The sequence below is a fragment of the Flavobacterium helocola genome, assembly GCF_038289885.1.
GTDB classification, from domain to species: Bacteria; Bacteroidota; Bacteroidia; order Flavobacteriales; family Flavobacteriaceae; genus Flavobacterium; species Flavobacterium cheniae.
Window position 1 is genome coordinate 191,136 of sequence record NZ_JBBYHT010000003.1, and the last position, 24,502, is coordinate 215,637.

The window sequence follows — 24,502 nt, forward strand, 5'->3', positions numbered from 1 at the left end:
AAGTACTTGTTTAATTTAATTTTAGTCTTTTTTCAATAATACTTATGCCATTAATGCAGAGACTTTCTAATTCTTTAATGTCATTTTCATTTGACAATTTTATGAGTAATCTAGCTTCGTTAAAATGGTTTTTAGCCTTATTTAATTCTGCTTTATTTGAAAGTTTATTATTTACAATTTCTACACTAGAATTGTATAACTCTTCAATCAATAAATTTGGATTGTCTTTATTGTATTTAAATGTGTTTCTTGCAATCTTTAACCTAAAATCCTTGTTATTTAATTTAAGCAAATTTTCAATTTCTGTATTGTAATTTATAGAATCTTCTTTCATAAAACCTTTATTGTATCCTTCGATTAGATTTGTAAAAGCCTCTATTTTAATTGGATTATCTAAAAGTTGAAAAATTGGGTCGCAAGGTAAATGGTCCTCAATAAAATAATCGCCTGTTGAAAGAAAATATTTTTTATTCACTTTATTGACAAAAACATTATCATTATTTAATGATGTTGTAGCCCAAAAGAGGTCACATAAAAACCATTTTTGATCAATATAAACAGCATTCCATGCATGATTTTCTCTTTCTAATTTGTCGTTTTCTTGGAAATTGAATGGCTTTACATATCCATCTATTTTTAGTGATTTTAAATTTAAAAGTTTACAATATTCATTGAAAATAAGTGTGTACTCTAAACAAAGACCTTTCTTTTTTTTAATTGTTTCTTCTAAATTTTGGGGTTCACCTCCGTTAAAAAATCTATCAGAGTCACCAGAGATATTGTAATATGTCCAGTTTAATAAAATTTCAAGTTGCTCTTGTTTATTATTTGAATTTTTTAGTGCAATTCCGGCTAATTCTTTTAAATTTTTAGCATTTATAATTTGACTTGAACTAAGGTTTAATTCATTTTTGCTCTCTTGTGAATAACCAAAAATGCTTAATAGAAATATAATTTTAACGAATATGTTTTTCATTCTTATTAATTGTAGTTTTTTATAATTGATTTATTTCTCAGCGATTTCTTTTATGGTTGCTAATCCTTTTGGAAAAGATTCTAAAAAGAAATTAGCATATTCATCTACGATGTCTAGTGTTACTAAAACTTTTGAAGTTGCTCCATTAGAAATTATTGTATAATTTTCTTGAGCGCCCGACCAAGCTTTTGTAGTTTCGTCTAAAGGTTGTTCTTCGAAATCTTTAATGTTACCAATATGAGTAAAATACATTTTTTCATTCGGAACTAAAGTTGAGATTTCACTGTACATTCCATTTCCGTTTGGATCTAAAAAATGAATCCTTTCGCCTTGTTTCCAAGAAGATTTTGCATATGAACCTTCGCAAAAAGCGGATGTCCATTTTTTGTAATTTTCTTCATTCCACATGGCGTTCCAAACTTTATCAGCAGGAGCGTTTATTTCGATTTCGAATGTTAGATTTTTCATCGTTCTCAGTTTGGTAATCAAAGTTAACAAAAAATCCTGACAGGTTTGGAAAACCTGTCAGGATTAGTTATAGATTTAAATTTATTTTTAGGCTTTCAGAATATTCTTTTTAGCAAAAGCATAACTAAAATAAATTATAGAAATTAAGGTAAAAACAATTCCGGTCATCATAAAAAATTCAAAAAATTGCATTAAAACGTTCGGTTCTTTAACATCGCCATCTGCAATAAAACCAATAGTGGTAATTACAAATGCAATAGTTAAAAGGGTTAAAATATTTTTTTTCATATTGGTGTGTTTAATACCTTGTTAACGATATAAAATTAACTTTAGTATGTTTTTTTGAAAATAATATTTCTGAAAATCATATTACTTCAAAGTCTCAAAACTTCTCTTAACAAAAGCAGTCAACTCTTCGCCTTTTAATAAACCTTGTGAAAGTTTCGCTAAATCTAAAGCTTGTTTTACTAAGTCTTTTTGTGCGTCTTCTTGACTGTTCAAAATAGTAGTGGCTAATTCTGAATTCGTGTTTACCACTAAATTATACATATCTGGGAAGTTGCCCATGCCAAACATGCCACCACCGCCAGACGCACTCATTTCTTTCATTCTACGCATGAATTCAGGTTGGGTAATGATAAATGGTGAAGCATTACTATCTAAATTCTCTAATTGAACCGTATAGTTTTCTTTTGGGACAACCGTTTCAATAGACGTTTTTAATTTCTCTTTTTCGTCATCTGATAATTTAGAAATCGTTTCTTCTTCTTTCTGAATTAATTTATCGATATGATCTGCATCCACACGAGCAAAAGTCAAATTCTCATTATCTGCTTCTAATTTTTGGATTAAATGCGATACAATTGGCGAATCTAATAATAACACTTGATAGCCTTTTTCTTTTGCGATATCAATGTAACTGTGTTGCGCATCTTTGTTTGAAGCATATAAAACAACTAACTTTCCGTTTTTGTCGGTTTGATTGTCTTTTAAGTTTTCTTTTAATTCTGCTAACGTGTAATATTTGTCTTCAGTTGTTGGATATAATACGAAATCGCCCGCTTTTTCATAAAATTTTGGTTCCGAAAGCATTCCGTATTCCAATACAATTTTAATATCGTTCCATTTTTGCTCAAAATCTTCACGGTTTTCGTTGAATAACGATTTTAATTTATCGGCAACTTTACGAGTGATGTAGTTCGAAATTTTCTTCACATTTCCATCCGCTTGTAAATACGAACGAGAAACATTTAACGGAATATCTGGTGAATCAATCACACCTTTTAACATCCCTAAAAACTCAGGTACAATTCCTTCTACATTATCGGTTACATAAACCTGATTTTGGTACAATTGAATTTTATCTTTTTGCAATTGCAAATCAGCACCCATTTTAGGGAAATATAAAATCCCTGTCAAATTGAACGGATAATCTACATTTAAGTGAATGTTGAATAATGGTTCTTCAAATTGCATTGGATACAATTCGTGATAGAATTTTTTATAATCTTCATCAGTTAGATCCACTGGTTGTTTTGTCCAAGCCGGATTTGGATTGTTGATGATGTTGTCAACCTCAATTTCTTCTGGTTTTACATCTTCTGCTGCGCCTTCTGGAACTGGAATTATTTCTTTACGAGTTCCAAATTTAATTGGCACTGGCATGAATTTATTATACTTGGTTAACAATTCACGAATTTTGTATTCTTCTAAAAATTCTAATGAATCTTCTGCAATGTGTAAGATGATTTCAGAACCTCTTTCGGTTTTGTCATGAGGTACTAAAGTAAATTCCGGACTTCCATCACATGTCCAATGTGCTGCCGGTTCGTCTTTGAATGATTTAGTGATGATTTCTACCTTTTCAGCTACCATGAATGCTGAGTAGAATCCTAATCCAAAATGACCAATAATTCCAGAATCTTTAGCCGAATCTTTATATTTTTCTAAGAATTCTTCTGCTCCAGAAAAAGCTACTTGATTGATGTATTTTTCTACTTCATCCGCAGTCATTCCTAAACCTTGATCAATGATGTGTAGTTTTTTACCTTCTTTGTCAATTTTAACCTCGATTATTGGATTGCCATATTCTACTTTAGCTTCGCCAATGCTAGTTAAATGTTTTAATTTTAAAGTAGCGTCTGTCGCATTCGATACTAATTCACGAAGAAAAATTTCGTGGTCACTGTACAAAAACTTTTTAATTAAGGGAAAGATGTTTTCTACTGAAACATTAATTTTTCCTGATGCCATATTTTAAAATTTTTAGTTAAACAATTGAATGGTTTTTATCATTCAAAATAAGTACCATTTTTGAATTTATGACAAATTGTCGGATATGAGAATTGGGTTTTAATTAACAGTTGACGGTAATATAAGGGTTAGCTTTGTAAGTATAATCTTTTGTAAAACAATTTATTATGAAAAATATAATTATTTTCGGTTTGTTTTTTTTAATGGTCTCATGTAAATCCAATCCAGTTACAAAATTAGACAATAAGACAGAGGTAGGCTTAAAAGGAAATTGGGAATTGACTTCAGTTTCTTATCCAAACTCGTCTTATATTAAAATTAATTCCTTTGGTATAGCGGATTCACAATGTTTTGAAACCAGTTCTTGGCGCTTCATTTCAAACAACAATCAGGGAGAAATGGCTTTGCGTAAAGCAGGTTGTCCGACGTTTTCAAGTGATATTACTTGGTATGTTAATCAGGAAGGAAATCTTGTTTTGAAATTTGTAGGTGCAGATGTGAAAGCTAAAACAGTAAAAGAAGGTTATGTATTAAAAGTAGCTAATTTGACAGAAAATGCTTTTCAGCTATTCGATACAGTTGATGTTGCAGGAAAAACCATCACTTTGGTTTATCAATTTAACAGAATAAAATAAAAAATAAAGAGTATGAAAAATAAGTATATCGTTTTGAGCTTGATTTTGGTTGTGTTGTTCTCTGGTACTTTTGTAAGTTGTGAAGCTACTAAAAACGCTAATAACACTCAGAAAGGGGCTGTAATTGGTGCTGGTTCAGGAGCTATTATTGGAGGAATTCTAGGAAATAATTTGGGTAAAGGAGGCAATACGGCTTTAGGAGCTGTAATTGGTGGCGTAGTTGGTGGAACCGTTGGAGGTTTAATAGGAAATAAAATGGATAAACAAGCTCGTGAAATTGAAACAGCTTTACCCGGAACTCAAGTGCAAAGAGTAGGAGAAGGAATTCATTTGGTTTTAGGAGAAAATTCCGTAAATTTTGAATTTAATAAAGCTACTTTAACCATTACAGCAAAACAAAATTTAGATAAATTAGTTCCAGTTTTTAAAGAGTATGCAGATACTGATATTAAAATTTATGGGTATACCGATAGTAAAGGTTCTGAAAGTTACAATTTAGATTTATCTACTCAACGAGCAGCAGCAGTAAAATCGTATCTTTCTGGAAAAGGATTGAGTTCAGGTCGATTTGCAGTAATTGGAATGGGAGAAGCAGAACCAATTGAAACTAATGATACCGATGCAGGTAGAAGTTTAAACCGAAGAGTTGAGTTTGCTATTTTAGCTAATGATAAAATGATTGACGATGCTAAAAAAGAAGCAGGGAAATAATATCAATTGATTTAAAATATAATTAAGCTACTCTTTTGAGTGGCTTTTTTTATTTGTAATTTTGAAAAAAAATCAGACATGCTTTCAGTTAGAGAAATTTCCTTTTCTTATATCGATAAAACCATTGTTAAAAAGGTTACGTTTAGTTTAACTAAAGGGAAAAATTTAGCTATTATTGGAGAAAGTGGTTGTGGAAAAAGCACTTTACTAAAATTGATTTATGGTTTGCATGACTTAGATGAAGGGCAGATTTTTTGGAATGATATTGAAGTTTTAGGACCCAAATTTCATTTGATTCCAGGTATGCCTTTTATGAAGTATTTGGCTCAAGATTTTGATTTAATGCCATTTATTACTGTTGCTGAAAACGTAGGAAAATATCTTTCTAATTTTTTCCCAGAAGATAAACAAGCACGTATTTCGGAATTATTAGAAATTGTAGAAATGACAGAATATGCCAATGTAAAAGCTAAGTTTTTAAGTGGCGGTCAAATGCAACGAGTTGCTATTGCTAGAGTTTTAGCTTTAGAACCGGAGGTTTTGTTGTTAGACGAACCTTTTAGTCACATCGATAATTTTAGAAAGAATAGCTTAAGGAGAAAACTTTTTGGCTATTTAAAAGAACAACAAATTACCTGTATTGTTGCCACTCATGATAGCACCGATGTTTTAGCTTTTGCCGATGAGGTTGCGATTATTAAAGATGGAGAAATTATAGAAAGTGGAATTCCAAAATTCATTTATGATTACCCAAAAAATCGATATGTAGCTTCTTTATTTGGAGATGTAAACGAAATTAAAATTGATGGAGAATTGAAATTTGTTTATCCACATCAATTGAAAGTTACCATAAATTCTGATTTTAAAGTAGAAGTTATAAATTCTTATTTTAGAGGAAGCCATTATTTGATTGAAGCGAAATTTGAAAATCAAACGGTTTTTTTCGAAAATGATGATTTGATTGAAAATGGAGAAGTTGTTTGTTTGAAAATAAAATAGCCCTTCAAATCTTTCAATTCAAAGGGCTAACTTCTTTATACTATGTTTTTTCTAATTCTTTAAATATTTTTCTAAGAATTGATCTTGTTCCCATAACAAATGTAAAATATTTTCTTTGGCAACATAACCGTGACTTTCTTTTGGTAAAATCACTAATCTTGCTGGTCCACCTAATCCTTTTAACGCTTGGAAATAACGTTCCGATTGAAGTGTAAAAGTTCCAGGGTTATTATCAGCTTCACCGTGAACTAACAATAATGGTGTTTTCATTTTTTCTGCATTCATAAATGGCGACATTCCGTTGTAAACTCCTGGAACATCCCAGTAATTACGTTGCTCACTTTGGAATCCGAAAGGAGTTAATGTTCTGTTGTAAGCTCCACTTCTGGCAATGCCACAAGCAAATAAATTCGAATGTGTTAATAAATTAGCAGTCATAAAAGCACCATACGAGTGACCTCCAATAGCTACTTTTTTACGATTTATATAGCCTAATTTGTCTACAGCATCAATGGCAGCTTCAGCATTAGCAACTAATTGTGGAATAAAGGTATCGTTAGGTTCAGTTGTTCCTTCACCAATAATTGGGAAAGCAGCATCATCTAAAACCGCATAACCTTTGGTTACCCAATATACAAACGAGCCATAGTTAGGGAATGTAAATTCGTTAGGGTTTTTATCACTTTGTCCAGCTGAGTTTTTGTCTTTGTATTCCGCTGGATAGGCCCAAATTAACAAAGGTAATTTCTCTTTTTTCGTTTTATCATAACCCACAGGTAAATACAAAGTTCCCGATAGCTCAACTCCATCTTTTCTCTTGTATTTGATAACTTCTTTATGAACGTTTTTAATACTTTCGAATGGGTTTTTGAAAGCGGTAATTGGTGTTAATTTGTTTTTCGATTTGATGTTTCTGAAATAGTAATTTGGATATTCATTTTTAGACTGAATCATCACTAAAACTTCTCCTTTTTTGAAATCTTCAATAGACATCAAGTCTTCTTTTTTGTCTTTCATGTTAGAAGTATACAATCTCGTTTTTTTCAAAGTAGAGAAATCGTATTCATCAATAAAAGGAAATTGTCCGTCTTTAGTATTTCCAGCACCAATTAAGTAGCCTTTGTTGTTTTCTATTGCAATTACATATCTTCCAAATTCGTTCTTTTTCATCTCGAAATTTCCAGGATCCGAGTAAATATCTTGCGAATTTCTATCTTCAATAATTTTTGGAGCAATAGCTAAATTTGAAGGGTTGAATAAATACGCTTTTGTGTTTCTTGTATCGTACCATGAATCCGCTACAATTGCAATGTTGTCATTCGCCCACATGATACCGCCATAACGTTGTTGTGTTTTGATTAAACTTGTTGGATTTGATGTAAAAGGAGCTTCCCATAAGAACACTTCGTCTCTGAAATCTACTTTTACAGCTTGGTCTCCACCATCTAAAGCTTCTACAAAATATAAAGTTGCTGCTTTGTCAGATCTCCATCCCATGCTTCTTTTTCCTTTTCTTACTGAAGAAAATCCTTTAGGCATGATTTCGGTTAACGGTACTTCATTTACCACTTTTACTTCATTTCCGTTGGCATCATAAACTGTAGTTTTTTGTGGAAAACGGCTCATTGGAACAATATAAGAATAAGGTTTTTGAATCGTAGTCAACATTAAATAATTACCATCTGGAGAAAAACTTTCACCCGCATAAATGTCAGCTGTTTTAAATAAAGTAGTATTTCCAGAAATAGAAACTTTATATAATTCAGATGTTACTAAAGCATCAAAATTAGCTTCGTCTGTTTTATTTTTTAATAAATCTTGATACGTTCTGTTTTGCGATTTAGATCCATCACTTAAAGAAACGGTTGGTCCTTTTGGTAAATCTTTACCGCTATTAATTAATGCTGGACGGTCTTTTGGAAGAACCTTTACTAATAACGTTTCGTTGTCTTTCATCCAGTTGAATGGACTTCCTAAATTGGCATTCAAATTATCAGCAGTTAATTTTTTGGCTGTTGCTGTTGCTACATCAATTACCCAAAGTTCAACTCCTTTATTAGTAGTATTTGTAAAAGCAATTTTCTTTTCGTTTGGCGACCAAGAAACATTGGTAATTCGAGCGTTTTCTGGTAAGCCTTTTACTTGAATTTCCGCTTTGTCTTTTATTTTTCTAACTTTTAGATTATTAATATAAGTAACCGTACTTGAAATATTGGTTACTGGATTAATTCTTAAGCCGCCTAATTTCATTTCTTCTTGATTTAAATCATCAAGTGTTTTGTAAGTGTTTCGGTAACTTAAAAGCATGTATTCTTTCTTAGTGTCCATACTTACTGATGGCGCTCTTTCGTAATCAGCTAAGGCTAAAATCTCAGGTGAGGGTTTTTGATAGGTTACATTTTCTTGTGCCGATGTACTTAAAAAAGTACCCAAAAATGCCAAAAATGTTAATAATCTTAATTTCATGTTTGTTGGTTTGAATATTAAGCTCTAAAATTAATTTTTTAGAATTTAGAAATTTTAAATTATATGTTAATTTTTTTTGTAACTTTATAATTCGTTTGTAAATAAAATAGTTCAAAATAAAATTTTAAAACATGGGAAAATTTGTAATTTCTACAAGAAAAAACGGTGAATTTCAATTTAGCTTAAAAGCTGGCAATGGTCAAGAAATTCTAGGTAGTGAAGGTTACACTACAAAAGTAGCTTGTTTAAATGGTGTAGAATCTGTGAAAAAAAATTCGCAAGATGATGCTCGTTTTGATCGTTTGGAATCTAAAAATGGAAAGTATTATTTCAATTTAAAAGCGACTAATGGTCAAATTATTGGAACTAGTGAAATGTATGAAAGTACCGCTTCTAGAGACAACGGAATTGCCTCTGTAGCAAAAAATGCTCCTGACGCAGAAACGGATGATCAAACAGCATAAAGTATAAAAAAAGTCCAACTTAAAAATAAGTTGGACTTTTTTTTATATGCTCAATAAATACGCTTAAAGTTTGTATTTTTGCAGGCTAAATTTAATTAAAGATGAAAATTATGTTTCATTCCAAAATATCAGGATTAGGCTATTACGTGCCTGAAAATATTGTTACCAATGATGATTTGGCCAAAAAAATGGACACCAATGATGAGTGGATTCAGGAAAGAACCGGGATTCAAGAACGACGCCACATCATAAGAGGAGAAGATACAACCACATCAATGGGTGTAAAAGCTGCTAAGATTGCCATTGAGCGTGCAGGGATAGCTAAAGAAGATATTGATTTTGTCATATTTGCAACCTTAAGTCCCGATTATTATTTTCCAGGACCAGGTGTTTTAGTCCAACGTGATTTAGGTTTAAGAACCGTTGGTGCTTTAGATGTTCGTAATCAATGTTCTGGGTTTGTGTATGCAATTTCAATTGCGGATCAATACATCAAAACCGGAATGTATAAAAACGTTTTAGTAATTGGTTCTGAATTGCATTCAACAGGGTTGGATATGACCACTCGCGGAAGAGGAGTTTCTGTGATTTTTGGAGATGGAGCAGGAGCAGCAGTACTTTCAAGAGAAGAAGATTTATCTAAAGGAATTTTGTCTACGCATTTACATTCAGAAGGGCAACATGCCGAAGAATTATCATTAATTGCGCCAGGAATGGGAAAACGTTGGGTAACTGATATCATTGCTGATAACGATCCAAATGACGAAAGTTATTATCCTTACATGAACGGACAATTTGTATTTAAAAATGCAGTAGTTCGTTTTAGCGAAGTCATTAATGAAGGATTACAAGCTAATAATTTACAAGTTTCGGATATTAATATGTTGGTGCCACATCAGGCGAATTTGAGAATTTCGCAATTCATTCAGCAGAAATTCCGTTTAACAGATGACCAAGTATTCAACAATATTCAAAAATATGGTAACACCACTGCAGCTTCCATTCCAATTGCTTTAACCGAAGCTTGGGAACAAGGTAAAATTAAATCAGGTGATTTAGTAGTTTTAGCTGCTTTTGGTTCTGGATTTACTTGGGGAAGTGTGATTATTAGATGGTAATACGCTGTATGCAATAAGCGGTAAGCTTTATGCTAAAAATGAATAAATAAAAAGCGTTCTGAAAATTTCAGAACGCTTTTTTACTTCTTTATTGAAAATTCCAAGTTGAATATTCAACATTATATTAAATAACGAATATTGAATTTTGAACAACGAATATTGAGTTTTTAGAACATTCCGCCACCACCACTAGTTTCATTGGCATCTCTTTGTTTTCTTGCTAAAGCACGGTTTTTACCGCCGCCAAAAATATAATTGAATCCTACATAAAATGTTTGGCTTTCCCAGTAAAATGCACCTTGTTGTCTGAATGGAATATTACCATCAAAAGCAAAGTTCATATTTTCAAAAACGTCGTTGTAACGAGCTGTGATGGTTCCTTTTCCTTTTAAAACATTGTAGGTTGCTCCAATATCCATTTTGTACATTTCCATTCTGTCATATTGTAATCCTCTGTCTTTTCCTCTGTACATTCCAAATAATTGGAAACGCAAATCTTTTGTAGCCGTAAAACTATTGTTAATTCTTGCGTTAAAAGTAGTTACATCTACTTCTGCATTTTCTAAAGCATTTGTGCTAGCATTTTGTACCGTTCCTTTAGCCGTTTTAAAATACACATCGGCACTTGCATTAACTGACCACCATTTTGTGAATTTTAAATTCCCAGAAGTTTCAATTCCAAATGCATCATTATTATCAAAGTTGTCATACGATAAAATGTTACGATTTGGATTGTTTGGATCGTTGTAAACAGTTCTTGATATTTCATCTGAAATACTTCTGTAGAAAACACCACTTGTTATTGAACCAATTTTTGTAGTTCTAGTATAATTCACTTCAAATGAATTAGTAAATTGTGGTACTAATCTAGGATTTCCTCTCGATTCCATTAAAGGGGTTGTCCATTCTCTAATTGGGCTAATTTGTCCAATACTTGGTCGGTCAACTCGTCTTGAATAATTGAAATTGAAAGAGTTTTTGTCGTTTGCTGTGTATGTTAAAAATGCAGATGGATAAGCTGTAAATAAATCATCCGAAATGTTTTGAGCATCATTAAAACTAGGATTTGTTTCGTTAATTGCGAAATCAGCATCTAAGTCAAAATATTCTAAGCGAACCCCAAGTTGACCGCTCCATTTTCCAATTTGCTTGCCAACATTAGCATAAGCCGAATAAATATTTCTACCAAATTCAAACGAATTATTAGCGCTTGTAAAACTCGGATTAATATCGTTAAAACGATTGCCCGAATTTTGAATTCTCGTTTCAACTCCCAATTCTAATTTTGTAGTTTCAGTTATTGGATTTACATAATCGGCATTAAACTGAAAATAATCTGTTGTTCCTTTTACTAAATTGGTTCTATCAAAATTAAAAGTTGGATTCGAAATTGTTTCATCGTATACTGTGTTTTCATCATTCTCCGTGTGCGAATAATTAAATTGAAGTTCTAAATTTTCATCTTTTTTATCGAAATCATGTTTGTAAACAACATCATAGGTTTGATTTTTGTTGTCGCCATTACTTCCAAAAAGTTGTGTGGTGTTGCTATTTGCAATAGGATCATCATAAACTACTGTCGTTAAACCTGTCCCAGAACCATAAGTAAAACTTTGGTTGGTGTAAGCGGATAATGTGTTTTTGTCGTTTATATAATAATCCATTCCTAACTTTAATAGATGCGAATTGTTTTTGTTTCTAAAATTAAAATCTTGACGATTTTCTTGAGTAGGTCTTTCGCTATCTACAAAACCATTATTGGCATTGATTCCGTGATTAAAACCATAATTGGTATAAAAATTCACTTTTCCTACACGGTAATTCATATTCAGAGCCGAGTTTGTTTTTGGAGTAATTCCAAAAGTAACTCCTGTATTTATAGAACCATTAAAACCATCTTGAGAATTTTTATGCAAAATAATATTAATAATTCCACTCATTCCTTCAGGATTGTATTTTGCCGAAGGATTCGTAATCAACTCAATTTGTTTAATTGATGCAGAAGGAATTTGTTGTAACAATTGCTCCACCGAAACATTCGAAGGTTTTCCATCTATAAGTACACGTACATTACTGTTTCCTCTCATGCTGATTTCTTTCGTTTGAGGGTCGATACTAACTGTTGGGATGTTATTCATAATTTCAGAAGCAGTAGTTCCTGAAGCAATTAAATCTTTTCCAACATTAATTACTTTTCTATCAATTTTCTGCACCATGTTAGAACGTTCAGCCACAACTTCTACGTCTTTTAATTCTGATACATCTTCTAAAATAGCGATTGTTCCTAAGTTTTGATTTGCATCTGCAGTTAAATCAATGTTTTTAACAACTATTGTATAGCCAATGAATTGAATTTCAATAGTATATTTTTGTAATGCTAATTTGTTGATGGCGAAATTTCCATCTTCTGTGGTTACACCTCCTGTAACAATCTTGTCATTATCTTTAAGAATAATGTTTACGTAAGGTAAAGGCTCATTTGTTTTTTTGTCAACTACTTTACCTTTAATGCTTCCCGAGTTTTGTGCAAATCCAAAGGCAATTGAGCACAAAAAACAGGTGATAATTAATTTAAGTTTCATTTGTTTGTTTTTAATTAAAATGATTGATGATTGTGGTTAATAGACTTCAACAATTGTTAATTGTTACAGTATTTTTAAAATATTTTTTTAATCGAAAAAAAACTAATCACTATTTACTAATCACTAACTACTATTTATTACCTTTGCACGTTCAAAAAAATAAGGTAAAATGACATTACATCACACATTAACTACACACATCCAAAAAGCGGTTCTTGAATTGTTCAATATTTCTATCGAAAAAGTTGAATTTCAGGCTACTAGGAAAGAGTTTGAAGGTGATATTACTATGGTAGTTTTTCCTTTGGTAAAAGCATTAAAAGGTAACCCAGTTGAGATTGGAAATCAGATTGGAAATTACTTAGTGGCGAACGTAAATGAAGTGGCTAAGTTCAATGTCGTTGGAGGATTTTTAAATATCGTGATTTCGGATGCTTTTTATGTGGAATTTTTCAATACTATTAAGAACAACGAAACCTTTGGTTTTATAGCTCCAAAAGAAGGCGAGAAGGCAGTTATGGTGGAGTATTCTTCACCAAATACTAATAAACCGTTGCATTTAGGTCACATCAGAAACAATTTATTGGGTTATTCAGTTGCCGAAATCATTAAAGCTTCTGGAAAAAAAGTATATAAAACACAAATCATCAACGATAGAGGAATTCATATCTGTAAATCGATGTTGGCTTGGCAGAAATTCGGAAACGGACAAACGCCAGAATCAACAGGATTGAAAGGTGATAAATTGGTTGGGAATTTCTACGTTGAATTCGACAAACAATACAAAAAAGAAATTTCAGAATTAATTGCTCAAGGTAAAACTGAAGACGAAGCAAAAAAACTAGCACCATCCATTTTGGAAGCACAACAAATGCTTTTAGATTGGGAAAATGGAAAACCAGAAGTTATCGAACTTTGGAAAACCATGAACCAATGGGTGTATGATGGATTTGAGCAAACGTATAAAAATTTAGGTGTTAATTTCAATATTCCTAATTATTATGAATCGAATACGTATTTACTTGGGAAAGAAGTAGTGCAATTTGGTTTAGAAAAAGGCATTTTCGAGAAAGACCCAGATGGTTCCGTTTGGATTGATTTAACGGCGGATGGTTTAGATAGAAAAATCGTGCTTCGTTCAGACGGAACTGCGGTTTACATGACGCAAGATATTGGAACAGCTATTCAACGTGTGAAAGATTTTTCAGATGTTGGAGGAATGGTGTACACTGTAGGAAACGAGCAAGATTATCACTTTAAAGTGTTATTCTTAATCTTGAAAAAATTAGGATTTGATTGGGCGGATAGCTTATATCATTTATCTTACGGAATGGTGGAATTACCTTCTGGGAAAATGAAATCACGTGAAGGAACAGTTGTAGATGCTGATGATTTAATGGCAGAAATGACTACGACAGCACAAACTATTTCGGAAGAATTAGGAAAATTAGACGGTTACTCTGAAGATGAAAAAGCGGTTTTGTTTAAAACTATCGGTTTAGGAGCGTTGAAATATTATATGTTGAAGGTGGATCCTAAAAAACAAATGATGTTCAACCCAGAAGAATCAGTTGATTTCGCAGGAAATACTGGACCATTTATTCAATATACTTACGCTCGTATTCAGTCAATTTTGAGAAAAGCAGATTTTGATACTTCAATTTCCATTTCGGGATTAGAATTACATGAAAAAGAAAAAGAATTAATCAAGCAAGTGCAATTGTTTCCTGAAGTAATTCAAAATGCGGCAGAGAATCATAGTCCGGCTTTGATTGCAAATTATACGTATGATTTGGTAAAAGAATTCAATTCGTTCTACCAACAGGTTTCGATTTTAGGAGAAGAAAATCACGATAAAAAAGTGTTTAGAGTACAATTGTCAAAATCAGTTGGAAACACTATAAAAAATGCATTTCAGTTATTAGGAATTGAAGTTCCGGAGCGAATGTAAAAACATTTCAACATTCAAAATTCCATGTTGAATATTCTTTGTTTAAATATCGAACAACGAACTTGGAACAACGAATTTTGAAATAGTAAATCAGTTATAAGAGATAAAATTAAGTGAATACATCAAAATATTTTTTTCAAACTTTAATCGTGGTAATTGTTTCTGGATTGTCTTTTTTGGCATTCAAAACGTTTTTACCTAAAAAGTTATTTACCGAAAGTACTTTCAGTTCTAAAAATGTAGTTGTTGATAGTTTGCTTTTGGAAGCTATTGCTGAAGATGAAGGAGCAACCGTTGACGATTCAATGGCAAAAACCGTTATCGATTACAAAGTGGTAAACGGAATTCAATTTCCGCCAGAAACATTCGAAGAATATACCGGAAATCAGTATTTAGCAACATTTTTCGAAAAGCTTTTCCAACTAGAAACCAAAAAAGAAGGTAATGTTCGCATCGCTTATTTTGGTGATTCGATGACGGATGGTGATCTAATTGTAAAAGATTTTAGAACGTATTTGCAAGAAAAATTTGGAGGTCAAGGTGTTGGATTTGTTAACATTACTTCTGAATCGGCGAGTTCTCGTAGTTCAATTACTCACGAATTTTCTGGAAACTGGAAAACCCAATCGTATTTAAAAGTAAAGCGTCCATCCAATCCATTTGGTGTAAACGGACATGTGTTTTATGCGAATGATACTGCAAATGTAGCTTGGGTAAAATATAAAGCAAATAAAACAAGATTTGCTTCAGACTTACCTCGCCCAACCTTATTTTATGGAAGTTCGTCGAATAAAGAAGGAAAAGTATTTTATATGTCGGGTGCTGATACTATTGTAAAGAAATTGACACCTAATAAAGCGGTTAATACATTAGCTTTATCGGAAGGAAATTTAAAAAGTATCAAAGTGAATTTCAAAAAAGCCGATTCTATTCCAATTTACGGATTCAATTTTGATGATGGCAAAGGTGTTCACGTGGATAATTTCTCGAATAGAGGAAATTCTGGTTTGCCAATTGGAAGTTTTGATGTAGCTACGATGCGAGCGTTCCATTCGAAATTGGATTACGATTTAATCGTGTTGCAATATGGTGCTAATGTCTTGAACTATGGTTCGTTAAACTACGGATGGTACGAAAAACGAATGGCAAAAGTAGTAGCGCATTTGAAAGAATGTTTTCCAGGAGTGTCTATTTTGATTGTTTCAACTGCTGATAAATCTACCAAATACGATTTAGAAATGAAAACCGATTCTGCTGTTGTTCCCTTGAATACGGCACAAAAGCGATATGCAATTAAATCGGAATCGAGTTTTGTCAATATGTACACTTTAATGGGTGGCGATGGTTCTATGATTCAATGGGTAGAACAAGAGCCAGCCAGAGCTAATAAAGATTACACACACTTTAATCACAGAGGAGCCAAAGAAGCCGCAAATTTGATTTTTACGCAATTAAATCAAGGCTATGAAATGTATAAAGATTTGAGAAAGAAGCGTAAAAAACCAGCTGCTCCAGTGAAAAAAGATAGTGTCATCATTAATAAAGATTCCGTTTATGAAGAATAAATTTTTGATGCTTTTGTTGGGATTTTCTTTTGTTGGATTTTCTCAAGACACTTTATTAGTGCCAATGGACTCGGTTTATGTAGATATTCCCGTTGTTGATTCTATCGAAGTTACTTTCACAGGAAACGACATTCACAATCCGAATGCACTTTTGACGTTTTATGAAAAAATGTACCAATTAGAGCAAAGCAAATCGGGTAAAATTAATATTGTTCATATTGGCGATTCACATATTCAAGCGGATTTATTTACGGCTAAAATTCGTACCCAATTTCAAAAAGTATATGGGAATGGCGGTTTTGGATTTACGTTTCCATATAGCGTAGCTAAGACAAATAATAGCGCTCCGATTCGTTATTCTGCTTCAGGAAATTTTCAAAGTTTTCGAAATTTATATGCCGATGCTAATCGTCCGGTTGGCTTGAGTGGTTTTTCTATGGAAACGACTTCAAAAGATTTTGCGATTCAATTGAATGTAAAAGATGCGCAATATAATTTCACGAAATTGAAAGTGATTACACCTCAAAATGTAAATTTATTTGATGTTTCGGTTTCTAATAAAAGTATTGTAATTGAAAGAAAAGTTCCGAAAAAAATCACCCATAAAGTAAAACCAGGTGAAGTTTTAGGAGGAATTGCCGATAAATACAATGTTTCTTTAAAAGCCTTGAAAAAAGCAAACGGTTTAAAAAGTGATATGATTCGCGATGGAAAAGTTTTGACGATTCCAACTAAAGGAACACAATCGAAAAGTACCACAAAAACAGAATATATTCCAATTGAATTACAACCTTCACTATTTTCAAATGATTACATTTCGGAAACGCCTTTAGATAAAATTGCGATTGTTCCGAATCAAGAAATTGATGATTTTGCTTTAAATGGATTGGTTTTGGAAAATGATAATTCGGGTGTCATCTATCACAGTATTGGAGTGAATGGTGCGAAAGCGTCTGATTACAATAAATTCAGATTATTCAATGAGCAATTGCCAGCTTTAAATCCTGATTTAGTAATTATTTCTTTAGGAACAAATGAAAGTTTCGATAAACAGTCGGGCGAACAATATTTTGCGAATTTGAGTCAAATGATTCAAGGAATTAAAGATAAAAACCCGCAAGCTTGTGTTTTGGTGATGACTTCACCGCCTTCGGTTTTGCATAGAAAATATAAAAATACCTTTATTGAAAAATATGCCGAATTCATTGAAGACAATGCGCATGTGAAAAATTATGCCGTTTGGGATTTACTTCAAGTTTTTGGTGGAAACAAATCCATTCAACGCAATGCAGCAAAAGGTTACATGGCAAGAGATAAGGTGCATTATTCAAAAGCAGGATATGAAAAACAAGGCGATTTGTTTTTTGAAGCCTTTTTACAATCATACGAATTATTTAAATCGACAAAGCAGTAGTGAAAGCACTTTTTAGCATACAAAATTGGTTTCTTGAAAATGTAGGGAATATCGATTTAGAGACCATTAAAAACTGGTTTTTATTCAATCCAAAACAACCGCTTTTATTTAATAGCGCTATTTTTTTAGGATTCTTTTTAGTTTTCTATATTATTTACATTTTATCTAGAAAAACTCATTATTTCCGCATTACTTATGTGGTGTTGTTTTCTTTGTTTTTCTATTATAAATCAAGTGGAATCTATTTTGGATTGTTGATTTTTTCATCGGTTGTTGATTATGTTTTATCGCGATTAATCTATGAAGAAGCCAAACAAGGTTATCGTAAATTTTATATGATATTAAGTTTATTGATTAACCTAGGGATGTTGGCTTATTTTAAATATACCAATTTCTTCATTGACAATTACAATTCTCTTTTCGACGGAACTATGAAGTTTGAAGACATTATTCTTCCAGTCGGAATTTCATTTTACACTTTCCAAACCTTAAGTTACACCATCGATGTTTACCGTAGAGAATTAGAGCCAACGAAAAGCTTCATGGATTTCTTGTTCTTCGTTTCGTTTTTCCCGCAATTAGTAGCAGGGCCAATTGTAAGAGCAAGTGATTTCATTCCGCAAATTTATGAGAAATTAAAGTTAACGAAAGAAGATTTCAATCGTGCTCTATTCTTGATTATTGGCGGATTAATCAAAAAAGCAGTTATTTCAGATTACATTTCAAGCAACTTTGTTGATCGCGTTTTTGATGCACCGAATAGTTACACTGCATTCGAAAATTTAATGGCTTCTTATGGTTATGCTATTCAAATTTATTGTGACTTTTCTGGATATTCTGATATTGCCATTGGACTAGCTTTATTGATGGGATTCTGGTTGCCTGATAACTTTAGAACGCCATATCAATCAGGTTCTATCACCGAATTTTGGAGAAGATGGCATATTTCGCTTTCGACTTGGTTACGAGATTATTTGTACATTACTTTAGGTGGAAACAGAAAAGGAAAAATCAGAACCTATTTCAACTTATTCATGACGATGCTATTAGGTGGTTTGTGGCACGGCGCTTCATGGAAATTTGTTGTTTGGGGCGTTTTACACGGATTAGCTTTAGTAGTAGAGAAATTCTTTGGTCAGTTTATTAAGTTGCCAAAAAATATATTCGTTAGAACTATCCAAGTTATTTTAACGTTCCACTTTGTCGTGTTTTGTTGGTTGTTTTTTAGAGCGAAAGACTTTGCAACGGCATTTCAAATTGCAGATAATATTACCAAATTAACTTTCGATTTAAATCAATGGCAAACCATTATTTTAGGATATAAAAATGTCTTTTTATTGATTGCAATTGGTGTGGTATGGCATTTTGTTCCAGTAAAAACTTTAGCTGGTATGCAAAAAACATTTTCAACTCTACCATTAGTGGCAAAAGCTGTTTTATTAGGCTTGATTTATTGGGTGGTTTATGCAACGGCTTCTGCTGGTGCACAGCCTTTTATTTATTTTCAGTTTTAAGTAACTTTTGTTACCAATTTGCTTTCGTACGAATTGTAACTTTGTTTTTTTAAAACGAGATGAATAAAAGAGAAATTATAATTACGTTTATTGGAGTTGTAATAGGATTAATTTCAGGTTATGCTTATTACCATTATGTTGGATGTGTTTCAGGAACGTGTTCTATTACTTCAAAACCAATAAATAGTACTTTGTATGGTGGTGTATTAGGAGGATTACTATTTAACATGATTAGTGATTTCTTCAAAAAGAAACAATCCTAATTACTTGTGTAACAAATGTTACCAAATGTTTTTAAAGTTTGTATATATTTGTTGAATGAAATTTTTAGTTCACATACTTTGTTTTTACTTATTGCTTCTGGTGACGTTGCCATCAGTTAGAGCAATGAAAATGCTTGCGAGTGAAAATTGTGAACAAACTTGTAATAAATCAGGCTCAGAATCTTCGGGTTGTGAGAAAGGAAAAATTATCATGAGTTTGAATTTTAGTCCGGTTCAATTTGTAGCCGAATTAGATTTTAAAACCGAAATAACTTTTCCAGAATTCAAAATAGAAAAAGAACAATCGAACTACGAGAAAATCTTTATTTCTAAATACCAACATTCCATTTGGCATCCGCCAAAGTTTTCCATTTCTTAACTTAAAAAAAGTTGGTTTTCATGTTTGTGTTTTTACACAAGCTTAACTTATAATGGAATAAAATGAAAAATATTTTAATCGTGTTTTTGTTGGCTTTTTTTCAGTCAACAACAGCACAAAGCACCTTCAAATATGATGTGGTGTTAACTCCGGTCTCCGTTTCAGGACTACCAGGATTGCATTCTTATGCTTTTGCGCAACATAATGGAAAATGGTTAATCATTGGCGGAAGAAAAGACGGTTTACACGCACGTCAGCCTTTTAATGCTTTTCCAGGAGCTCAAAATAATACGGATATTTATGTGGTTGATATTGCAACGCAGCAATCTTGGTCGGCTTCCGTGAATTCGCTTCCAACAGGAATTAAAGAACAATTGCAATCGACCAACATGAACTTTTATCAAGATGGTGATGCTTTGTTTATTATTGGAGGATATGCTTATTCAACAACAGCAGCCGATCATAAAACGTTCAATAATTTGACTTCGGTTGACGTGTCTAATTTGATAAATGCTATCATTGCAGGTACTCCAATAACATCCTATTTCAAACAAATATCAAATGATGTTTTTGCGATTACTGGCGGACAATTGGCAAAAATTGGTACTACGTTTTATTTGGTAGGCGGACATCGTTTTGACGGAAGATACAATCCGATGAACAATCCAACGTTTACCCAAACGTATTCAAATGCTATCCGAAAATTTACAATTGATAATTCGGGAGCAAGTTTGAGTTATGCTAATTATGAAGAAGTTGTAGATGCCGTTCATTTGCACCGTCGGGATTATAATTTATTACCTCAAGTTTTTCCTGATGGTGAATTAGGGTATACGATTTCCTCAGGCGTATTTCAAATTGCGGTGGATTTACCTTTTTTATATCCAGTTGATATAAAAGCAGGAGGTTATTTTCCTCAAACGCAATTCAATCAATATTTGAGCAATTATCACAGTGGGAAGGCTTGCTTGTATGATGCTACCAATAACAGAATGCACAATTTGTTTTTTGGAGGAATGAGTCAGTATTACTATTCTAATGGCACCTTATTACAAGACGATACGGTTCCTTTTGTTAAAACAATTAGTAGAACTACTCGAACAGCTTCTGGAGATTTATATGAATACCAATTGCCTGTTGAAATGCCAAATTTAAAAGGTGCTGGAGCCGAATTTATTCCGAATGAGAATTTACCACATTATTCAAATGAAGTAATTCAATTATCGAATATTACTGCGGACGAATTCGTAATTGGACATTTATTTGGAGGAATTCAAAGTTCTTCTCCTTCAGCATTTACAGATAATCAAACCAATTTAACGAGTGCCGATCCAACGGTTTATGAAGTTAAATTAGTAAAAAATCCGTTATTGAGCACACCTCAAATTGATGGTAAAAATCCGTTTTCATTTACGGTTTCGCCTAATCCAACATCAAATGATACGGTTAGAATTCAATTTGATATGGCCTATTCTGCTAAAGTCAATTATATAATATCGACATTAGATGGTAAAATAGCAGAAGAAGGAGAAATCGAAGATGTAAGTGCAGGAATAAATAGTATGAATTTTAGTTTAGCATCAGCCAAATCAGAATTTGTGATTATAACTTTTATTTTTGATGACAAATTTTATGTGTCTCAAAAAGTAATAAAAAAGTAATAACTGTTAAATTAATAAAAAATTAAGAGTACTATTTCTAAAATTATATATATTTGTAATAGTACAATACAAACAAAAAAAATAAATAACAATTTAAAAATACAAAAAATGAAAAAATTAGTTTCAATTATGGCAGTAGCTGCTTTTATGTTTTCAATGAATGTTAATGCTCAAGAGCCAAAACAAAAAGCAAAAAAAGAAACAGCTAAAACTGAAAAATCTTGTTCAACTGCTGACAAAAAATCTTGTGGTTCAGAAGCTAAATCAGGTGGATGTTGTTCATCTAAAAAAGCTGCTGAGAAAAAAGCTGAATAGTTTTACACTCATATTTATAAAGACGCCTCGATTTTATCGGGGCGTTTTTTTATGTAACAAATGTTGCTGAGTAGGTTTTTTAAAAGACATAATTTTGAGAAACAATTCATTGAGAAATTGATGATTGTTTTTAGTTTTATTGGTTAGTAAAAGAGCATCTGAAGAGGTGCTCTTTTCATTTGTAACAATTGTCACAGGGTTATGTAACTCTTGTTACCGACTACCTTTTTTTACGAATGTACATTTGTAACATAAAATAAGAATAAACTATACTATGAAAAAAGTCAATTTATTAATCGTATTAGGAATGGTAACTGGTGCTGCTTTTGCACAAGATACTTTGACGATTTCAAAAAATGATTTGTTACAAAAAGTCACTGAAAATAACCTACAAATCAAAGTGGCAGAAAAATCATTTCAATCGGCTAAAGCGGATTATCGTCAATCGAATGCACTCTTTTTGCCCAACATTAATGTGTCGCACACAGGAATTTCGACAACTAATCCTTTAATGGCTTTTGGTTCGAAATTAAATCAGGAGATTTTAACTGCTTCCGATTTTAATCCAGCGTTGTTGAATGACCCAGAAGTAACTCAAAACTTCGCCACTAAAATTGAAGTACAGCAACCTCTTTTTAATTTAGATGGTTTATATGGAAGACAAGCCGCTAAAGCCAAAATGGACGCTTTTCAATTACAAACGGAACGAACTAAGGAATATTTAGAATTGGAAGTTTCAAAAGCCTACATGCAATTGCAATTGGCTTATAAAGCAGTGAAAGTTTTAGAAAAAGCCAATGCAACCGCACAGGGCAATTTAAAAATGGTTGAAAACTACTTCAAAAACGGAATGTTGCAAAAAACCGATTTGTTAAACGTGCAAGTTCGTGTGAATGAAATTACGAATCAATTACAATATGCCAAATCAAATGTGCAAAACGCATCCGATTATTTAGCATTTTTATTGAACGAAGATATGGCTGGAAAAACCTACAAGCCAGCAGAAGCTTTAGATAATTCAATTGCAATCGAAAGTATGAATACCACAATTTCTGATTCCAGAAAAGATATTCAAGCGATGCAAAAATCGTCTGAAGCGTACAAAAAAATGTTTCAATCATCCAAATTTGGATTCTTACCAAGATTAAACGCTTTTGGAAGTTATGAATTATACGATCAAAATATTTTCGGAACTTCAGCTAAAGGCTATTTAGTAGGTGCGCAATTATCATGGAATATTTTTGACGGATTCAAAACCATTGGAAAAACTCAAAAAGCAAAAGCTGATTTTGAAAAAGCCGAAATTGAAACCGAACAATACAAAAAGCAAAGTCAGTTAGAATTGAGTAAAACCAATCGTCAATTGGTAGATGCAGAAAACAAAGTGAATTTGTCCAAATTAGCTTTTGAACAATCACAAGAAGCTTTTAGAATTCGCCAAAATAGATTCACACAAGGATTAGAAAAAACAACTGATTTATTAATGGCTGAAACGCAAATGGCCCAAAAAGAATTAGAGCATTTGCAAGCCGTTTTCGAATATAACTTTACCAAACAATACTTACAATTTTTAACGAAATAATACTATGAAAAAGATAATAACTATAATCACTTTGTCTTCATTAATCTTAACATCTTGTGGAAGTGATAAAAAAGAAAATGTAGCTGATTTACCAGCAATTCCTGTAAAAGTAGCTGGAGATTCTGAAAACTCCAATAGTCCGTATGTAACAGCAAGTGGAAAAATCGAATCGGAAAACAGTGCGAATTTAAGCACCAGAATGATGGGTTATGTAACCAAAGTGAATGTAAAAGTGGGACAAAATGTTTCGGCTGGACAACTTTTGGTAAGCATCAATAATACCGATTTACAAGCTAAAAAAGCACAAGTTGACGCATCCATCACACAAGTAACAGCAGCTTATAACAATGCTAAAAAAGATTATGATCGTTTTGTGAATTTGTTTGCACAACAATCGGCTTCGCAAAAAGAATTAGACGATATGACAGCACGCTACGAAATGGCAAAAGCAGGTTTAGAAGCAGCCAAACAAATGCGAAATGAAGTGATGGCGCAGTTTTCTTATTCGAATATTACAGCTCCATTTTCAGGAACGGTAACCAATACTTTCGTAAAAGAAGGCGATATGGCCAATCCGGGAATGCCTTTAGTAAGTATAGAAGGTGCTTCAAGATTACAAGTAACGGCAATGGTTTCGGAAAGCGATATTTCCAATGTTAAAAACGGAATGCCAGTAAAAATCAATGTAAAATCAATAAATAAAGAAGTCGCTGGAAAAGTTTCGGAAGTGAGTTTATCTGCAAAAAATACGGGTGGACAATATTTAGTGAAAGTAACTTTAGACAAAATGGATAAAGAAATTTTATCTGGAATGTTTGTCAACGTTCAATTTCCAACCGCTAAAAAAGAAACAACTATAGCAAAATCTGATATAGTAATGGTTCCAGAAACTGCTTTAGTAAAACAAGGTCAATTGACAGGGATTTACACTGTAGGAAGCGGCAATGTCGCAATTTTAAGATGGTTACGAATTGGAAAAACATTTGGTAATCAAGTAGAAGTTTTATCAGGATTATCAGCAGACGAACAATATATCGTTTCAGCTGAAGGAAAATTATTCAATGGAGCAAAGGTTAGTATTCAGTAAGCCCCTCCCAACCTTCCCAAAAGGGAGGAGACAATGCGCATACTAAGTTTGAGTTGAATAACTCATAGTAAAATAATGTTTAATTTAATTTCATCCCAA

The 24,502-nt window shown here is 32.4% G+C and carries 21 protein-coding genes; 15 read left to right on the forward strand and 6 right to left on the reverse strand.

Translation table 11 applies throughout. The features are described 5' to 3' along the window. Positions 1 to 10 precede the first annotated feature (10 nt). From AAEO58_RS08100 to htpG, 4 genes are all read right to left on the reverse strand, one after another. The gene (locus AAEO58_RS08100; protein WP_341682964.1) at positions 11 to 976 is read right to left on the reverse strand and encodes a transglutaminase domain-containing protein; all 966 of its coding nucleotides are present in this window, start codon (positions 974 to 976) and stop codon (positions 11 to 13) included. A 30-nt stretch (positions 977 to 1,006) separates the two neighbouring features. After that, complete coding sequence (locus AAEO58_RS08105) at positions 1,007 to 1,444, reverse strand: SRPBCC family protein (RefSeq protein WP_341682965.1); 438 nt, start codon at positions 1,442 to 1,444, stop codon at positions 1,007 to 1,009. Between the two features lie 87 nt (positions 1,445 to 1,531). Next, positions 1,532 to 1,732, reverse strand: a complete 201-nt coding sequence (locus AAEO58_RS08110; protein WP_341682966.1) for a hypothetical protein — start codon at positions 1,730 to 1,732, stop codon at positions 1,532 to 1,534. 81 nt (positions 1,733 to 1,813) lie between these two features. After that, positions 1,814 to 3,697: a molecular chaperone HtpG gene (gene htpG / locus AAEO58_RS08115; protein ID WP_341682967.1), complete on the reverse strand. Its 1,884-nt coding sequence runs from the start codon at positions 3,695 to 3,697 to the stop codon at positions 1,814 to 1,816. Between the two features lie 167 nt (positions 3,698 to 3,864). On the opposite strand from htpG, the gene AAEO58_RS08120 reads away from it, so the two are divergent. The 3 genes from AAEO58_RS08120 (at position 3,865) to AAEO58_RS08130 (ending at position 6,042) form a co-directional block, all read left to right on the forward strand. Continuing rightward, the gene (locus AAEO58_RS08120; RefSeq protein WP_133609812.1) at positions 3,865 to 4,332 is read left to right on the forward strand and encodes a lipocalin family protein; all 468 of its coding nucleotides are present in this window, start codon (positions 3,865 to 3,867) and stop codon (positions 4,330 to 4,332) included. Positions 4,333 to 4,344: 12 nt separating this feature from the next. Continuing rightward, entirely contained in the window at positions 4,345 to 5,043 is a 699-nt protein-coding gene (locus tag AAEO58_RS08125) for a YiaD family glycine zipper/OmpA-like lipoprotein (RefSeq protein ID WP_341682968.1), read from the forward strand. Positions 5,044 to 5,121: 78 nt separating this feature from the next. After that, positions 5,122 to 6,042, forward strand: coding sequence for an ABC transporter ATP-binding protein (locus AAEO58_RS08130; RefSeq protein ID WP_341682969.1), 921 nt, complete (start codon positions 5,122 to 5,124; stop codon positions 6,040 to 6,042). Between the two features lie 51 nt (positions 6,043 to 6,093). On the opposite strand, the gene AAEO58_RS08135 is transcribed toward AAEO58_RS08130, so the two are convergent. Continuing rightward, positions 6,094 to 8,508 (reverse strand): S9 family peptidase, encoded by a 2,415-nt coding sequence (locus AAEO58_RS08135; RefSeq protein WP_341682970.1) that lies wholly within the window; start codon positions 8,506 to 8,508, stop codon positions 6,094 to 6,096. A gap of 131 nt (positions 8,509 to 8,639) precedes the next feature. On the opposite strand from AAEO58_RS08135, the gene AAEO58_RS08140 reads away from it, so the two are divergent. Next, on the forward strand, positions 8,640 to 8,972 hold the full coding sequence (locus AAEO58_RS08140) for a YegP family protein (protein WP_341682971.1): 333 nt from the start codon (positions 8,640 to 8,642) through the stop codon (positions 8,970 to 8,972). Between the two features lie 110 nt (positions 8,973 to 9,082). Beyond that, on the forward strand, positions 9,083 to 10,090 hold the full coding sequence (locus AAEO58_RS08145; RefSeq protein WP_133609825.1) for a 3-oxoacyl-ACP synthase III family protein: 1,008 nt from the start codon (positions 9,083 to 9,085) through the stop codon (positions 10,088 to 10,090). 167 nt (positions 10,091 to 10,257) lie between these two features. On the opposite strand, the gene AAEO58_RS08150 is transcribed toward AAEO58_RS08145, so the two are convergent. Further along, positions 10,258 to 12,672, reverse strand: coding sequence for a TonB-dependent receptor (locus tag AAEO58_RS08150; RefSeq protein WP_341682972.1), 2,415 nt, complete (start codon positions 12,670 to 12,672; stop codon positions 10,258 to 10,260). A 169-nt stretch (positions 12,673 to 12,841) separates the two neighbouring features. Between AAEO58_RS08150 and argS the strand changes: the two genes are divergently transcribed. From argS to AAEO58_RS08200, 10 genes are all read left to right on the forward strand, one after another. Further along, entirely contained in the window at positions 12,842 to 14,623 is a 1,782-nt protein-coding gene (argS, locus tag AAEO58_RS08155) for an arginine--tRNA ligase (RefSeq protein WP_341682973.1), read from the forward strand. Between the two features lie 113 nt (positions 14,624 to 14,736). Beyond that, the gene (locus AAEO58_RS08160) at positions 14,737 to 16,188 is read left to right on the forward strand and encodes an SGNH/GDSL hydrolase family protein (RefSeq protein ID WP_341682974.1); all 1,452 of its coding nucleotides are present in this window, start codon (positions 14,737 to 14,739) and stop codon (positions 16,186 to 16,188) included. Further along, on the forward strand, positions 16,178 to 17,602 hold the full coding sequence (locus AAEO58_RS08165) for a GDSL-type esterase/lipase family protein (RefSeq protein ID WP_341682975.1): 1,425 nt from the start codon (positions 16,178 to 16,180) through the stop codon (positions 17,600 to 17,602). Before AAEO58_RS08160 ends, AAEO58_RS08165 begins: the two co-directional genes overlap by 11 nt. Continuing rightward, positions 17,602 to 19,116: an MBOAT family O-acyltransferase gene (locus tag AAEO58_RS08170; protein ID WP_341682976.1), complete on the forward strand. Its 1,515-nt coding sequence runs from the start codon at positions 17,602 to 17,604 to the stop codon at positions 19,114 to 19,116. Before AAEO58_RS08165 ends, AAEO58_RS08170 begins: the two co-directional genes overlap by 1 nt. Positions 19,117 to 19,175: 59 nt before the next feature. Next, positions 19,176 to 19,379 carry a DUF6132 family protein gene (locus AAEO58_RS08175; RefSeq protein WP_341682977.1) on the forward strand — a complete coding sequence of 68 codons (204 nt, stop codon included), beginning with the start codon at positions 19,176 to 19,178 and terminating at the stop codon, positions 19,377 to 19,379. A gap of 55 nt (positions 19,380 to 19,434) precedes the next feature. After that, a complete protein-coding gene (locus AAEO58_RS08180) occupies positions 19,435 to 19,758 on the forward strand; it encodes a hypothetical protein (protein ID WP_341682978.1) in 324 nt (107 codons plus the stop codon). Between the two features lie 62 nt (positions 19,759 to 19,820). Next, the gene (locus AAEO58_RS08185; RefSeq protein ID WP_341682979.1) at positions 19,821 to 21,419 is read left to right on the forward strand and encodes a hypothetical protein; all 1,599 of its coding nucleotides are present in this window, start codon (positions 19,821 to 19,823) and stop codon (positions 21,417 to 21,419) included. 108 nt (positions 21,420 to 21,527) lie between these two features. Then, positions 21,528 to 21,734, forward strand: coding sequence for a hypothetical protein (locus tag AAEO58_RS08190; protein ID WP_026724543.1), 207 nt, complete (start codon positions 21,528 to 21,530; stop codon positions 21,732 to 21,734). A 274-nt stretch (positions 21,735 to 22,008) separates the two neighbouring features. After that, positions 22,009 to 23,316 (forward strand): TolC family protein, encoded by a 1,308-nt coding sequence (locus AAEO58_RS08195; protein ID WP_341682980.1) that lies wholly within the window; start codon positions 22,009 to 22,011, stop codon positions 23,314 to 23,316. A gap of 4 nt (positions 23,317 to 23,320) precedes the next feature. Further along, positions 23,321 to 24,403, forward strand: coding sequence for an efflux RND transporter periplasmic adaptor subunit (locus tag AAEO58_RS08200; protein WP_341682981.1), 1,083 nt, complete (start codon positions 23,321 to 23,323; stop codon positions 24,401 to 24,403). Positions 24,404 to 24,502: the final 99 nt, after the last annotated feature.

What these genes read in the sequence shown, in the direction of transcription:
- AAEO58_RS08195 (WP_341682980.1), top strand. Translation starts at nt 22,009, where the DNA reads ATGAAAAAAGTCAATTTATTAATCGTATTAGGAATGGTAACTGGTGCT.
- AAEO58_RS08125 (WP_341682968.1), top strand. Translation starts at nt 4,345, where the DNA reads ATGAAAAATAAGTATATCGTTTTGAGCTTGATTTTGGTTGTGTTGTTC.
- AAEO58_RS08130 (WP_341682969.1), top strand. Translation starts at nt 5,122, where the DNA reads ATGCTTTCAGTTAGAGAAATTTCCTTTTCTTATATCGATAAAACCATT.
- AAEO58_RS08190 (WP_026724543.1), top strand. Translation starts at nt 21,528, where the DNA reads ATGAAAAAATTAGTTTCAATTATGGCAGTAGCTGCTTTTATGTTTTCA.
- AAEO58_RS08185 (WP_341682979.1), top strand. Translation starts at nt 19,821, where the DNA reads ATGAAAAATATTTTAATCGTGTTTTTGTTGGCTTTTTTTCAGTCAACA.
- AAEO58_RS08100 (WP_341682964.1), bottom strand. Translation starts at nt 976, where the DNA reads ATGAAAAACATATTCGTTAAAATTATATTTCTATTAAGCATTTTTGGT.
- AAEO58_RS08135 (WP_341682970.1), bottom strand. Translation starts at nt 8,508, where the DNA reads ATGAAATTAAGATTATTAACATTTTTGGCATTTTTGGGTACTTTTTTA.
- AAEO58_RS08200 (WP_341682981.1), top strand. Translation starts at nt 23,321, where the DNA reads ATGAAAAAGATAATAACTATAATCACTTTGTCTTCATTAATCTTAACA.
- AAEO58_RS08180 (WP_341682978.1), top strand. Translation starts at nt 19,435, where the DNA reads ATGAAATTTTTAGTTCACATACTTTGTTTTTACTTATTGCTTCTGGTG.
- htpG (WP_341682967.1), bottom strand. Translation starts at nt 3,697, where the DNA reads ATGGCATCAGGAAAAATTAATGTTTCAGTAGAAAACATCTTTCCCTTA.
- AAEO58_RS08145 (WP_133609825.1), top strand. Translation starts at nt 9,083, where the DNA reads ATGTTTCATTCCAAAATATCAGGATTAGGCTATTACGTGCCTGAAAAT.
- AAEO58_RS08140 (WP_341682971.1), top strand. Translation starts at nt 8,640, where the DNA reads ATGGGAAAATTTGTAATTTCTACAAGAAAAAACGGTGAATTTCAATTT.
- AAEO58_RS08105 (WP_341682965.1), bottom strand. Translation starts at nt 1,444, where the DNA reads ATGAAAAATCTAACATTCGAAATCGAAATAAACGCTCCTGCTGATAAA.
- AAEO58_RS08165 (WP_341682975.1), top strand. Translation starts at nt 16,178, where the DNA reads ATGAAGAATAAATTTTTGATGCTTTTGTTGGGATTTTCTTTTGTTGGA.
- AAEO58_RS08110 (WP_341682966.1), bottom strand. Translation starts at nt 1,732, where the DNA reads ATGAAAAAAAATATTTTAACCCTTTTAACTATTGCATTTGTAATTACC.
- AAEO58_RS08150 (WP_341682972.1), bottom strand. Translation starts at nt 12,672, where the DNA reads ATGAAACTTAAATTAATTATCACCTGTTTTTTGTGCTCAATTGCCTTT.
- AAEO58_RS08120 (WP_133609812.1), top strand. Translation starts at nt 3,865, where the DNA reads ATGAAAAATATAATTATTTTCGGTTTGTTTTTTTTAATGGTCTCATGT.
- AAEO58_RS08175 (WP_341682977.1), top strand. Translation starts at nt 19,176, where the DNA reads ATGAATAAAAGAGAAATTATAATTACGTTTATTGGAGTTGTAATAGGA.
- argS (WP_341682973.1), top strand. Translation starts at nt 12,842, where the DNA reads ATGACATTACATCACACATTAACTACACACATCCAAAAAGCGGTTCTT.